This window comes from Mesorhizobium marinum, assembly GCF_040813675.1.
Classification (GTDB): Bacteria; Pseudomonadota; Alphaproteobacteria; order Rhizobiales; family Rhizobiaceae; genus Mesorhizobium_K; species Mesorhizobium_K marinum.
Genome location: NZ_JBFOCI010000003.1, coordinates 370,021 through 382,873, shown reverse-complemented (window position 1 = coordinate 382,873; position 12,853 = coordinate 370,021). Strand labels below are relative to the sequence as shown.

Here is a 12,853-nt window from a genome sequence, read left to right as displayed (position 1 = left end):
GTCGTCTCGCTGCGGCGATTCTTGAACGGCGAATGAACACGCCGATCAGTGCGGGTTCAAGGGCCTGCCGGCAAGTTGCGGGACAGGCATCGAAACAACCCTGGAGACAGAAAGTGATTTCTCGCACCGGAAAGGCAGCACTCACCGTCGCGATCGTGGCCGGCATGGCCGCTGTGGAAGCGCAGGCCGCGACCTTCGCGGCATGGCAGGTCGAGGACGTTCCCTTCGGCGATACGCTGAACGTCCGCAAATACCCTTCCAGCGTCTCGCAGAAGCAGTCGGCCTATCCAAACGGCACCGTGCTGCAGATGACAGGAAAGTGTACCGGCGGGGTAAACCTGCTCGACATCGCCGGAATGCCCGAGTGGAAGCAGAAGCAGACGGTGCGCTACCGCTGGTGCCAAATCTGGCACGATCCCGCGCAGAACGGCGGCTTCGTGACCGGATGGGTCTATGGGCGATACATTGCGCCCCAGTGACGAGTCTTTTGCGTCAAAAGCGTCGGGCATACGGCCTGGAACGCACAATCTGTGCCGCTAGCGCGATAAAATGGCCACTATTGCTTGTTCCTTGGGCCCCGGCGGGTTATCCGCCTAGCGTGAAGGCGGGCCGCGATCGGCCCGGTTGGTCCGATCGGGAGCTAAAATGGGGTCAGGCGCGCAGTCGCTGACATTGCTGGCACTTTTTCTGCCGTTCCTCGGAGCGGTCCTGGCGCCGCCGCTCTGCCGGGCATTGGGGCACGGCGCGGCCTGGCTGCTCGCGATCCTGCCCGCCCTGATATTCGTCCATCTGGCAGGGTTCGTCGGTATCGTCTCAAGCGGCGAGGTCGTCGCCGGGGGCTATGACTGGATTCCGAGCCTCGGCGTCCGCTTCTCCTGGTATCTCGACGGGCTGTCGCTGACCTTCGGATTGCTGATCTCCGGCATCGGCACGCTGATCGTCCTCTACTCCGGCGGCTACCTGAAAGGCCATCCGCAGCAGGGGCGGTTCCTGTCCTTCATCCTGCTGTTCATGGGCGCGATGCTGGGTCTCGTCGCGTCCGATTCATTCCTGATGCTGTTCGTTTTCTGGGAACTGACGTCGATCACGTCCTTCCTGCTAATCGGCTTCGATCATGGCCGTGAAGCAGCGCGTCGCGCCGCTCTGCAGGCGCTGGTCGTGACCGGCATGGGCGGTCTTTCGCTGCTCGCCGGCCTTCTCGTGATCAGTTCGGTCACCGGAGCCACGGAGTTGTCGGCGCTGCTTTCGACGGGTGGCCTGCTGCGCGAAAGTCCGCTCTACCTCGCGGCCTTCGTGCTCGTCCTCGGCGGCGCCTTCACCAAGTCGGCGCAATTCCCGTTCCATTTCTGGCTTCCGAACGCAATGGAGGCGCCGACACCGGTTTCGGCCTACCTTCACTCGGCCACCATGGTGAAGGCCGGCGTGTACCTGCTGATGCGCCTCAACCCCGTCCTCGGCGACACGGCGGCATGGGAGACCGTGCTGCCGCTGTTCGGCGCGGCGACCCTGCTTGTCGGCACGCTGCTTGCGATGCGGCAGACGGACCTCAAGCTGATGCTCGCCTACACGACCGTCGCCTCGCTCGGGCTTCTGGTCATGCTCACGGGCTACGGTTCGGAAAGGGCGATCGAAGCGGCGGTGCTCTACCTGATCGCGCATTCGCTGTTCAAGGGCGCGCTCTTCATGGTCGCGGGGCTGATCGACCACGAGACCGGGACGCGCGACATCCGTCGCCTCGGCGGCCTTGCGCGCGCGATGCCGATCACATTCGCCGCGGGGCTGATGGCGGCGCTATCGATGGGCGGCCTGCCCCTGACCTTCGGCTTCATCGCCAAGGAGGAAATATACGCCGCGGTCGAGATCGGCATGGGAGTGCCAGTATTGCTTCTCGGCGTTGCCATCGTCGGCAACATGCTGATGTTCGCGATCGCCTTCCTGGTGGGCCTCAAGCCGTTCGTGGGAGCGGCCGGCAAAACGCCCGCCAAACCGCACGAAGGGCCGGCGCTTTTGTGGATCGGGCCGCTTTGCCTGGCGGCGCTAGGCCTGTTGGCGGGGCTTTTCTCGCAGATGTTCCACGCCGCGATATCGAGCCCCATGGCCAGCGCGGTCGCCGGCAATCCGGTCGAGATTGCCGCGTCCTCGGTGCCGCACCTGGGCCTCCCGTTCTACCTGTCGCTCGCCACAATCGCGCTCGGCGTTGCGGCCTATTTCGCGCATGCGCGAATCCGCTTCGGCATCGCCGTCGCGCTCGCCGCCATCGGCTGGGGCCCGGACCGCGGCTTCGACCAGGCGATGCGTGGGCTGCTGAGGCTCTCCTTCGGCGCCACGCGGATCGTGCAGAACGGGCGACTGCACATCTATCTGACGGTCGTTTTCCTGGCCGTCGCAGTCACCCTGCTGGTCCCGATGATCGTCTTCGACGAACTGCCGGCGATGCCGCAGTTCCCGGACCTTTGGCTGCATGAATGGACGATCGTGCTGATCGCCGTGATCGGCCTCGGCGCGGTGGTCTACGCCAAGGACCGACTGACGGCGATCGTCTCGCTCGGCATCCAGGGTTTTGCGGTGGCGCTGCTGTTCATGCTGTTCGGCGCGCCGGATCTCTCGTTCACCCAGTTCATGGTCGAGACGCTGTCGGTCGTCATCCTTGCGCTGGTCATGACGCGGCTGAAGCTGACGCCCTCCGACCACCGCCCGACGCACGAAAAGGCGCTCGACCTGTCCGTGGCAACCGTCTGCGGCGCCGGATTCGGACTGCTGCTGCTCAAGGTGACGCAGGTGCCGTTCGACGCCACGCTGTCGCAGTTCTACGAGGCGCATTCGCGCGCCCTCGCGCACGGCCGCAACATCGTCAACGTCATCATCGTCGACTTCCGCGGACTGGACACGCTCGGCGAAATCGCCGTGGTCATGGTCGCGGGCCTGGCGATCCTGGCTCTGATCCGCGTCGGGACGCCGCAGGCGCCGGCGGCGAAGAGGGAGGCATGACGTGCGCACGCTGATCTTCCGGACCGCCGCGCCCTACCTGACCGCGCTGATGCTCCTGTTCTCCGTCTTCGTCCTGCTGCGCGGGCACAACGAACCGGGCGGCGGCTTCATCGGCGGCCTGATCGCCGCCTCGGCCCTCGCGATCAACGGCATCGCCTTCGGCGTTCCGGCGGTGCGCCGTGCAATCCACTTCCATCCGATGGCGATTTCCGGGTTCGGCCTGCTGATAGCCGTCTTGTCGGGGCTGCTTTCGTTCGCCTTCGGCGTGCCGTTCCTGACCGGACTCTGGACTTCTCCGGAGATATTTGGGCTGACGGTCGATATCTCGACCGTCATGTTCTTCGACATCGGCGTCTATCTGGTTGTCGTAGGCTCGATCACCTCGATCGCGCTCACGCTCGAGCACAGGGAGGACGTCTGATGGAACCGGTGTTCGCTGTCCTTGTGGCGCTGTTCTTCGGCGTCGGGATCTATCTGATCCTGTCGCGGCACGTGATCCGCATCGTTCTCGGCATTGCCATCTTCGGCAATGCGGTGAACCTGCTGATCTTCACCAGCGGGCGCATCACCCGCGCCGCCGTGCCGATCATTCCGGCGCATCTCGACGCGCTGCCGGGGCCGGCCGCAAATCCGTTGCCCCAGGCCCTGATCCTGACGGCCATCGTTATTTCCTTCTCCTTCTTCGCCTTCGTACTCGTGCTCGCCTATCGCGCCTACCAGGAGATCGGCGTGGACGACACGATGGACATGCGCATTTCCGAGCCGACCGACGACCGGCTCCCGCCAACGGGGTACTGACGAATGGCTTTGCCGGCCGATAGCGCAATGGCGGGAGCGATGCTCCTGGAGCCCGTCGCGGCAGCCGACTGGCTGGTAATCGCGCCCGTCGCCATCGCGCTCGGGCTCGGCGCGTTTCTGCTCATGCTCAGGCATCACCTGCGCTGGCAGGCGGCGTTCGCGTTCGCCGGCTTGCTGCTGATGCTCGTCGCCGACGCGTTGCTCCTCCACCGAACCCTCGGGGAAGGGCCTGTCACCATGACCATGGGGCGCTGGCTACCGCCGTTCGGAATATCCTTCGTCGCCGATACGCTCGGCGCGACCTTTGCGCTGATCGCGACGTTCGTTGCTCTCGTCTGCGTGCTGTTTTCGGTGGCCGATATCGACGCCACCGGCCGCCGCTACGGCTTCTACCCGTTCCTCATGCTGATGCTGGCCGGCGTCAACGGCGCGTTTCTCACCGGTGACGTCTTCAACCTCTACGTCTGGTTCGAGGTCTTCCTGATCGCGTCGTTCGGCCTGCTGATCCTGGGGTCGGAGCGCGCGCAGATCGACGGTGCGGCGAAATATGCGATCCTGAACCTCCTGGGAACCGCCTTCTTCCTGATCGGCACCGCCTATCTCTACGGCAGTTTCGGCACCCTCAACATGGCCGACATCGCGACCAAGGCGCCTGACCTGCGCGGCGTGGCCCCGCTGACGACGATCGCCTCGCTCTACCTGCTGGCGTTCGCCATGAAGGCGGCGGCCTTTCCGCTGAACTTCTGGCTGCCGGCCTCCTACCACACGCCCCGCCTGGTGACGGCGGCGCTGTTCGGCGGCCTGCTGACCAAGATCGGCGTCTACGCGCTGCTGAGGTCGCTCGGCATGATGTTCCCCCTCGAGCGCGTCACGCTGTCGGGCGTGATCGAGTGGATGGCGATCGCGACGATGATGCTCGGCGCGCTCGGCGCGCTTGCCCAGACGGACATCCGCCGCATGGCCGGGTTCCTGGTGATCTCGGGCGTCGGGGTCATGCTGGCCGGACCGGCAATCGGCAGCGCGGATGCGATGTCGGGAACAATTCTGTACGCGGTCCACTCGATGCTGGCGATGGCTGCGCTCTACCTGCTTGCCGGCGCGATCGGCGAGGCCGGGGGCAGCTACATGCTGACCGACCTTGGCGGGCTCTACCGCGCGAGCCCGCTGCTTGCCGCGATGACTTTTCTGCTCGTCCTTGCGGTTGCCGGGCTGCCGCCCGCTTCGGGGCTGTGGCCGAAGGTGATGTTGGCCAAGGCGTCTATCGATTCCGGCGCCGGTCTGCTCGCGGGCGCCGTGCTCGCCAGCGGCTTCCTGACCACGATCGCGCTGGGGCGGGTCTTTCTCCTTGCCTTCTGGCGCGATGCGCCAGACGCCGCCGTCGCGACAAGGCCGCCGCCGGTCGCCTATCTCGCGCCGATTGTCGTGCTGATTGTGCCGATCCTGCTTCTGGGCGTCCTGCCGGAGCGGTTTGTCCGGATCTCGGATATCGCGGCATCCGGACTAATCGACAGCACCGCCTATGTCAGGTCGGTCTTCCCGGAGGCGGCGCGCTGATGTCTCGGTACACCAACATCATCCTTCTGGCGCTCGTCTGGGCGGCGCTGACCGGCTCATTCACGCTGCCCAGCTTCGCCTTCGGCCTCCTGCTCGGCTGGCTCGCACTCTATGTCGTACGCGAGCAGCTTGAGGGGCGCGACACCTATCGCAGAAGCAGGTACCGCGGCGTGCGGATCGTCTCGCTGGCCGTGATGTTCGTAAAGGAGCTGGTGCTCTCCGGCTGGCGGGTTGCGGTGCTGGTTCTGTCGCCGCGCATGAATCTGAAGCCCGGCATCTTCGCCTATCAGCTGAAGGTCGACAGTGACTTCGAGATCACCCTGCTGGCCAACATGATTACGCTGACGCCTGGCACGCTTTCGGTCGACGTTTCTCCCGACCGGCGCACGCTCTACGTCCATGCCATCGACTGCTCGGACGTCGAGAAGGCGCAAGCCGATATCCGCAACGGGTTCGAACGGAAAACCGTGGAGGCGTTTCGATGAGCATGGGAGAGAGTTTCCTCGAGTTCAGCGTCTATGTCGCCTTCGGCCTGCTCAGCCTTTCGTTCCTGCTGACCGTGCTCAGGGTGCTGCTCGGACCGACCCTGCCCGACAGGGTGCTGGCGCTGGACATGCTGGTCGCGGTCGGCATCGGCTTCATCGCCGTGACCGGTATTGCCACCGGCGTCACCTTCAACGTGGACATAGCCATCGCGCTCGGCCTCGTCGGGTTCCTGGCGACGATCGCCTTTGCGCGTTTCGTTGCGAGTCGAAAGGCGACGGACGACCATGAGCGACCGGAGAACCGGACGTGATCACACTCGTTCAAGACTATCTCGCAGCAGTGCTCATCCTGATCGGCTCCGCCTTCAGCCTGACGGCGTCGATCGGACTGCTGCGCCTGCCCGACCTCTACACCCGCATGCATGCGGCCTCCAAGGCGGGAACGCTCGGGTCTTGCGTGGTTCTGCTGGCTCTCGCGGTCCATGCCAACGATCCTGCCATTTCCCTGAGGGCCCTGGCGGGCATCGCGTTCTTCGTGCTCACGGTGCCCATTTCTTCGCACCTGCTGGCCAAGGCTGCGCATGGCGCCGGTTATCCGCTGTGGGCCCAGTCCGTGCGCGATGATCTCTCTGCGTCGCCTGATGCCGCGGATTCAGGTCCCGAAAAGGCCAAATAGAGAAATTTATTCCTATTTACGCCACGTCAATTGCGCAGAACTCAAGAAAGTGCCCAAGAATTCCAGTAAGCGCCCAAAACTAGCGTCGCTATACAGGAAAACCAAGACCGATCGGACAATATTAACCAACTATCCAATTGACGTGGATTGTAGGTCGTTTCATAACGGTCTATGACGCGAATCGTAGGGTTGAGCCTGCGCAACAAAAATCGCGCGCGGCCCCGAGCATGTATCAAAGGGGCTATCAAGCAGACAGTTCAAGTTGGGGCCTGAAAAACATGGATATCTCCGAGCAACCCGTTAGAAACAGCGAAATGCTGATCGAGCTGACCGCGGATGTGGTGGCGGCCTATGTCAGCAACAACCCGGTACCGGCGGGCGACCTTCCCAATCTGATCGCCGATGTGCATGCAGCGCTCGGGCGGATCGGCGGAAGCACTGAGCAGCCGCCCGCGGACAAGCAGAAGCCGGCCGTGAACCCGAAGCGGTCGGTTCACGACGACTACATCGTGTGCCTGGAAGACGGCAAGAAGTTCAAGTCGCTGAAGCGTCACCTGATGACCCACTATGGCATGACGCCGGACCAGTATCGCGAGAAGTGGGCGCTCGATCCCAGCTATCCCATGGTTGCGCCGAATTATGCCGCGGCACGTTCGTTGCTCGCGAAGAAGATGGGCCTCGGCCGCAAGAAGAAGTCGAGATAGACCGGCGTTCTTCGTCCGGTTCTGTTCACTGTTGAGCTTCAAGCGGCGCCGTATGGCGCCGTTTGCTTTCCGGATGCAGCCTCGGGCGCCATGGAGTGCAGCCGGTCCAGCGCCTGCTTCAGCGCGATGTGGCGATTGAGATCGTAGCTCCAGTGCCGGCGCATTCCGCGCTGGCGCTCGCGTTCGATCAACCGCTGCAGGCGAAGGGCGATCCGCGCCCGCGTCGACGGGTCCGCGCGCAGGGCCTCCGCCAGATCGACATGACAGGCGATCTGCAGCGCCGCCAACTGGCGGGCGTCGGCGTGCCGCGCCTCCCGGACGGACATGAAGGTCGATATTTCCTCGCGAAGCGCCTGCGACATCGTTCGATCCCTTTCGAGTAGGGCATCGACTATGCGGGGGGCGGACCAAGCGTGGACAAAGTCACGGGCGATTTTGGCGCGAGGTAGAAAAAAGCCGTATGGAATCAAAGGAATACTAGAAGAGCACTTTTCAATCGTTCATTATTTGTTCACAGGAGATGTCTTCCCGGTATAAGAACTTATTCCTATCATGACGAGGGGGAAAAGTTCCGTGCAGCCTACATCCATCAAGAAGCGCGAGGTTTCCGGTGCAGATGCATCGCCTTGGCGGGAAGTTGTCGAGGAGGCCGTGACCGGCGGATCGGGACGCCGCGAGGAGCGGACGCTCGAACTGTGCGAGGCGATGATCGACATCGCCGCCGCCTTGTTCAACGTGTCAGGCCGGGATCTGCGCAAGCCGGGACGGTCCTGCCTCGGCGTATCCAGGGTCAGGCAGGTGGCGATGTATGTCGCGCATGTCATCCTCAGGCTCAACATGGCCGACATCGGAAAGGCATTCGGCCGCGACCGCACCACGGTCCTGCATGCCTGCCAGTTGATCGAAGACCTCCGCGACGACGAAGAGTTCGACCGCATCATCACGATGACCGAGCGCGTCGCGCTGGCCGCATTCGGCTGCCGGGCGAGGGCATGATGGCGGCATCTGCAAAGGCGCAGGGCGACAGTGCGAGACGCCGGCTCCTGCGTTTCCTGTCGCAGGGCGAGGCGAGGCTTGCCGATTCCGCGGCGCGGGACAGGGTGCTGCTCGACGCTGGCGACCGCGGGACGGTGTCGGCCGACAGGCGGCAGCTGGCGGCGATGGTGCGCGAAGGCATTTTGCGAACCGCAGGCGGTAGAATCGCACTTGCAGCGGCGCAGGCGGGCGCCGCCGCGGCAAGTCGCGATGTCGGCGCGGTGACGATCCAGACGGACGACGGCCCCCGCACGGTTGTCGTGAACTGGTCGGAATCGCCGCTTAGCCAACTGGTGCGGCGCAAGGATCGGTCAGGCGCCCCGTTTCTGACGGCCGCCGAATTCCAGGCCGGCGAGAGGCTGCGCGCCGACTATACGCGCGGCCAGATCATGCCAAGGCTGGGCGCGAACTGGGTCGCCACCGTTTCGTCGGGCCGCAGAGACGGCGGCGTCGCCGAACTGACCGAAGCAGCGCTTGCCGCGCGCATCCGCGTCGACAAGGCGATCGGCGCGGTCGGTCCGGAACTGGCGGGCGTTCTGATCGACATTTGCTGCTTCCTGAAGGGAATGGAGACTGTGGAGATGGAACGTGGCTGGCCGGTCCGGTCGGCAAAGGTCGTTCTGAAGACCGCGCTTGGCGCGCTCGCCCGCCACTACGACCCGGCGACCGTCCCGGGCCGACCGCGCATGCTGCATTGGGGCGCGACTGACTACCGACCGTCGATCGGCTGACGCGCCGATCCGCTGAGACGATCAGGCTGTTTGCTTCAGGGCGGCTTCTGCGTCGCGCTTGATGCGCTTGATCATCGAACGCAAGCCGTTGGCGCGCTGTGGCGACAAATGCTCGTCGAGGCCGAGTTCCCTGAGCAGCGCCTCGGCGTCGGTGGCGACGATCCTGCTGGCCTGGCGTCCGGAAAACAGCGCCAGCATGATTGCGACAAGGCCGCGCACGATATGCGCGTCGGAGTCGCCCTGGAAGTCGATGACCGGGTCGACGCCTGTGCCGACCTTGGTCGTCAGCCAGACCTGGCTGACGCAGCCGGGCACCTTGTTGGCGTCGATGCGCCCGGCGTCGGGGAAGGCGGGCAGGGCGGCGCCCAGGTCGATGACATAGCGATACCGATCTTCCCACTCGTCGAGGAAGGAAAAGTCGTCGCGGATCGTCTCAATGGTCGCCATGCGCCGGATATAGGCGCGCAAGCAGCCGAGGTCACGGAAAATGTGGCGCGCGCCTGCGGGCCGGGCGTGCGGAGGCGGGCGCTCAGTTTACCGGCGTGACGCTGCCGGTCGCGCCGGCGTCGGTCGCAGCGAGCGGTGCGGCTTCCCCGGTCGCGATCAGCGCGCCGATCTCGTCGGGCGCCGGCTTGCCGGCGCCGTTGTCCTCGAGCATTTCATAGGCGATGCGGGCTCCCTCGCGGGCGCGCACGCCAATCGTGTGCATCGCAGCCTTGCCGACCTCGCAGACGCCCGGCTTGCGCTCGCAGATGCCGGCGACGTCGTCGACTGCCTCCTTGGCGGCGAAGAAAGCCTGGATCGGGTTGACCCCGGTCGCGCCGTTTTCCCCGGCCGGATCCAGCGGAAGCGCCAGCAGCACCAGCGAAAACCAGAACGCCATTCGGATCAGGAAGCCCATAGTCCGTCCTCTTGCCCGCCGGCGCGCATTCGCCGCTGCGGGTCTCGATATGGCGCCACCCTGGCATACACAGCCAAAGGACGGCTTGCGCCTGAGAATACCATTCGAGGCAAATTCGATTCAAATTTTAGCGAATCGGGTTCGCTAGAAAGTCGAGGCGAATGCAACTTGACGCCGAAAGACTTCCTTCACCGAACAACGGGCTGATTTCAAAGGCGATTTGCCGTTGCCGCCGGCGCGTGCCCGCATCCCGCACCCGTCGTTTCCGATAAGCCTCCGTTTACCATAGGTGGAATCGCTTCCATTCCGGCGGCCTCCAGGGGGCCCTGTCGCCGGTGCGGACGCGCCGTCAATGCCGCCTTTTATTCATTCCTTAAAGGCTGGGTGCGAATTTCGAACCCAACAAACCGACCTGCAAAAGCGGGCTGAGTACGGGTGCCACGAGTGCGTTTGTCCGGGACCAGAACAGGTGAACTGCTTGACGCCATCGCCGCGCGTTGCGACCGGTTGGTCAGCGGCGCCGTGCGCGACCCGGCGGAGCGTCGTCGCCAGCGCCGGCTGATCGGCGTCGCGCTTGGCGCACCGTTCCTGATCGCCGCCGCGACGGCTATCCTCCTCACCCCGCGCGTTGGTGTTTCGGCGACGCTCATCGTCGGTGGTTCAATCTTTGCGATTTCGTTCCTGGCGGCGGTCGGCGTGGCAACGACCGGCCGGGCCTGTCTTGCCGGGCTGGCGCTGCTCTTCTGCGGTGTGCCGGCGCTCGGCACGCTTGTCGGAGCGGCCGGAGGCATTGCGTCGCCGGCAGCCCTGGTTGTCGGAGCGTTCGTCTTCGAGGCCTGGTGGGTCCGCCGTTCGTCGGCCGCCGCTCTGGCCGGGACAGCGGCAGCCCTGGCGGCGCTGGCGCTGCCGGCGCTCCCATCTGCCGCGTCGCTGGCGGGAGAGGCTGCCCCGAACGCCGCCCACTGGCTGATCCCGATCGCATACCTGGCGCTGACCGTCCCGCGTATCGTCGCATGGCTCGACGAGACAGGCGAGGGAATCGGCACGGGACCACGTCCGCTCGACGAGATCATTGAAGGCGTCGTCGTGCACATGGATCTTTCAGGCGAGATCACGGACGCATCCGCCCAGTCGCGCCGTATCCTCGGCCTCGCGCCTGAGCTTCTGCTGTCGAGCGGCCTGTTCGACCGTCTCCACGTCGCCGACCGCGTCGCCTATCTCTGCGCCCTGGCCGACCTCAAGCAGGCCTGCGGCTACCGCCGCGTGGACGCGCGGATCAGGGTGCCGGGCGCGGTTGGCAGCGCCGCGCAAGACTTCCGCGCCTTCGACGTGGAAATGACGCGCCCCGAAAACGACAGCACGATCACGCTGTTGCTGCGCGCCTCAGACCGGCCGGGGCAGGGCTCGACCGCCGCGGAAGCCGAGAAGGCAATGCGCGGGGAACTCGCCAAGACGAGAATGCTGGCGGCCGTCAGCCACGAACTGCGCACGCCGCTGAACTCGATCATCGGCTTCTCCGACATGCTGCTGCACGAAATGGCGGGCGGCTTCGCCGACCCCCGGCAGAAGGAATATGTAGGGCTGGTCCGCGAGTCGGGGAACCACCTGCTCTCGGTCGTCAACTCGATCCTCGACGTGTCGCGTCTCGAAGCGGGCGCCCACGCGACCCATGCGGAACCGTTCCGCTTCAGCGAGGCGGTCGAGACCTGCAGGGCGATGCTCGCCCGGCAGGCGTCGGATCGGAAGCTCACGCTGACCACCGACATTGCCGCCGAAATCGGCGAGGTGCATGCCGACAAGCGGGCGGTGAAGCAGATGCTGATCAACCTCGTGTCGAACGCGATCAAGTTCACCCCGGAGGGCGGCGCGGTCTCGGTCGGCGCCAAGCGGATCGGCACCCGGCTCCACTTCTGGGTATCCGATACAGGCATCGGCATTCCCGAGGAGGACCTGGCGCGGATCGGCGAGCCCTATGTCCAGGTCCGCAACGACTACACTCGGCAGTTCGACGGCACCGGCCTCGGTCTTTCGCTGGTCAAGGGACTGGTTGCCCTTCACGGGGGCAGCATGACGATCGACAGCGAGTCGGGACGCGGCACGACCGTGACGATCAGCCTGCCCGTCGACCGCCCCCAGCCGGTGGTCGTGGAATCGCCCGAAACGCGCGCTATCGCGGCGAACATATCGCAAGAGGCCTATGATGGAACGTACCGCAAGACAGCTTGAGCCCGAGCCGTGGTCGGCAGGCGACGCGGCTGCGGCCGTGCTCGGACTGATCGCCCGCAATCCGACCCTGGTCGGCGGCGCGACGGCTTTCCTGGTGGCGCTGAGTTTCGTTTCGGCCAACGCGCTCTGGTATCAGCCGCACGCCCATTCGGGCGCGTTCTTCGCGACGCGCGACCTGCTGCGCCCGGGCGCCGAGCCGGCCATGCCCGACGAGACGACCATCCTGATCGAACGTCCCCAGCCGCCACCGCCGGTCGGCGACCCGACCGTGAAGCGCGTGCAGGCGACGCTGCGGGACCTGAATTTCTACAGCGGGGAGGTTGACGGCCTGTACGGTCCGAACACGCGCACCGCCATCGAGGCCTATCAGGCGAAGATGGGCATGGCGGTGACGGGTACGGTGGACGACAGCCTGCTCGACAATCTGGGCACCGGTTCGGTCGTTCCGGCAGTCCTCCCGTCGCCGGCACCGAGGGCTCAGGCGACCCGTGTCGCTTCCGGGACGGCTGAGGCTGATGCCAGACCCGCGGCGCCGGCGCGAGACGAACGGATCGCCAAGGTTCAGGCGGGCCTGCGCGAGTTCGGCAACGAAGCGATCGACGTCGACGGTTTGATGGGAACAAGGACCGCTGCGGGTATCCGCGAGTTCCAGTCTCTGTTTGGCCTGCCCGAAACGGGCGAGGTTGACAACGCCGTCTACGCCAAGATGAAGGAAATCGGCCTCATCGAGTGAGCCGACACTCTGCTTTCGCGTG

At 65.1% G+C, this 12,853-nt stretch carries 16 protein-coding genes; 13 read left to right on the top strand and 3 right to left on the bottom strand.

The annotated features are described in order from the left end of the window. Positions 1–164 precede the first annotated feature (164 nt). The 9 genes from ABUE31_RS12710 (at position 165) to ABUE31_RS12670 (ending at position 7,205) form a co-directional block, all read left to right on the top strand. Positions 165–479, top strand: a complete 315-nt coding sequence (locus ABUE31_RS12710) for an SH3 domain-containing protein (RefSeq protein WP_367724174.1) — start codon at positions 165–167, stop codon at positions 477–479. A 166-nt stretch (positions 480–645) separates the two neighbouring features. Then, on the top strand, positions 646–2,988 hold the full coding sequence (locus ABUE31_RS12705; RefSeq protein WP_367723972.1) for a putative monovalent cation/H+ antiporter subunit A: 2,343 nt from the start codon (positions 646–648) through the stop codon (positions 2,986–2,988). A gap of 1 nt (position 2,989) precedes the next feature. Next, complete coding sequence (locus tag ABUE31_RS12700; protein ID WP_367723971.1) at positions 2,990–3,409, top strand: Na+/H+ antiporter subunit B; 420 nt, start codon at positions 2,990–2,992, stop codon at positions 3,407–3,409. Continuing rightward, a complete protein-coding gene (locus ABUE31_RS12695) occupies positions 3,409–3,786 on the top strand; it encodes a Na+/H+ antiporter subunit C (protein ID WP_367723970.1) in 378 nt (125 codons plus the stop codon). Before ABUE31_RS12700 ends, ABUE31_RS12695 begins: the two co-directional genes overlap by 1 nt. A 3-nt stretch (positions 3,787–3,789) precedes the next feature. Then, positions 3,790–5,340, top strand: a complete 1,551-nt coding sequence (locus ABUE31_RS12690) for a Na+/H+ antiporter subunit D (protein WP_367723967.1) — start codon at positions 3,790–3,792, stop codon at positions 5,338–5,340. Beyond that, the gene (locus ABUE31_RS12685) at positions 5,340–5,825 is read left to right on the top strand and encodes a Na+/H+ antiporter subunit E (RefSeq protein WP_367723966.1); all 486 of its coding nucleotides are present in this window, start codon (positions 5,340–5,342) and stop codon (positions 5,823–5,825) included. The genes ABUE31_RS12690 and ABUE31_RS12685 overlap by 1 nt, the downstream gene beginning before the upstream one ends. Next, positions 5,822–6,136 (top strand): cation:proton antiporter, encoded by a 315-nt coding sequence (locus ABUE31_RS12680; RefSeq protein WP_367723965.1) that lies wholly within the window; start codon positions 5,822–5,824, stop codon positions 6,134–6,136. Before ABUE31_RS12685 ends, ABUE31_RS12680 begins: the two co-directional genes overlap by 4 nt. Next, positions 6,133–6,501, top strand: coding sequence for a monovalent cation/H(+) antiporter subunit G (gene mnhG / locus ABUE31_RS12675; protein WP_367723964.1), 369 nt, complete (start codon positions 6,133–6,135; stop codon positions 6,499–6,501). Before ABUE31_RS12680 ends, mnhG begins: the two co-directional genes overlap by 4 nt. A 278-nt stretch (positions 6,502–6,779) precedes the next feature. After that, positions 6,780–7,205 carry a Ros/MucR family transcriptional regulator gene (locus ABUE31_RS12670; protein ID WP_367723963.1) on the top strand — a complete coding sequence of 142 codons (426 nt, stop codon included), beginning with the start codon at positions 6,780–6,782 and terminating at the stop codon, positions 7,203–7,205. Positions 7,206–7,243: 38 nt separating this feature from the next. Here the strand turns inward: ABUE31_RS12670 and ABUE31_RS12665 are convergent, their stop codons facing one another. After that, positions 7,244–7,567: a cytoplasmic protein gene (locus tag ABUE31_RS12665; RefSeq protein ID WP_367723962.1), complete on the bottom strand. Its 324-nt coding sequence runs from the start codon at positions 7,565–7,567 to the stop codon at positions 7,244–7,246. Positions 7,568–7,778: 211 nt separating this feature from the next. On the opposite strand from ABUE31_RS12665, the gene ABUE31_RS12660 reads away from it, so the two are divergent. Both ABUE31_RS12660 and ABUE31_RS12655 read left to right on the top strand, forming a co-directional pair. Then, a complete protein-coding gene (locus ABUE31_RS12660; RefSeq protein WP_367723961.1) occupies positions 7,779–8,201 on the top strand; it encodes a helix-turn-helix domain-containing protein in 423 nt (140 codons plus the stop codon). Continuing rightward, positions 8,201–8,971, top strand: a complete 771-nt coding sequence (locus ABUE31_RS12655; protein ID WP_367723960.1) for a DUF6456 domain-containing protein — start codon at positions 8,201–8,203, stop codon at positions 8,969–8,971. The genes ABUE31_RS12660 and ABUE31_RS12655 overlap by 1 nt, the downstream gene beginning before the upstream one ends. A 21-nt stretch (positions 8,972–8,992) precedes the next feature. Here the strand turns inward: ABUE31_RS12655 and ABUE31_RS12650 are convergent, their stop codons facing one another. Both ABUE31_RS12650 and ABUE31_RS12645 read right to left on the bottom strand, forming a co-directional pair. Continuing rightward, a complete protein-coding gene (locus ABUE31_RS12650; RefSeq protein ID WP_367723959.1) occupies positions 8,993–9,418 on the bottom strand; it encodes a SufE family protein in 426 nt (141 codons plus the stop codon). Positions 9,419–9,500: 82 nt separating this feature from the next. Then, the gene (locus ABUE31_RS12645; protein ID WP_367723958.1) at positions 9,501–9,872 is read right to left on the bottom strand and encodes a DUF5330 domain-containing protein; all 372 of its coding nucleotides are present in this window, start codon (positions 9,870–9,872) and stop codon (positions 9,501–9,503) included. Between the two features lie 450 nt (positions 9,873–10,322). On the opposite strand from ABUE31_RS12645, the gene ABUE31_RS12640 reads away from it, so the two are divergent. Continuing rightward, the gene (locus ABUE31_RS12640; protein WP_367723957.1) at positions 10,323–12,098 is read left to right on the top strand and encodes a sensor histidine kinase; all 1,776 of its coding nucleotides are present in this window, start codon (positions 10,323–10,325) and stop codon (positions 12,096–12,098) included. Then, positions 12,073–12,831, top strand: a complete 759-nt coding sequence (locus ABUE31_RS12635) for a peptidoglycan-binding domain-containing protein (protein ID WP_367723956.1) — start codon at positions 12,073–12,075, stop codon at positions 12,829–12,831. Before ABUE31_RS12640 ends, ABUE31_RS12635 begins: the two co-directional genes overlap by 26 nt. Positions 12,832–12,853: the final 22 nt, after the last annotated feature.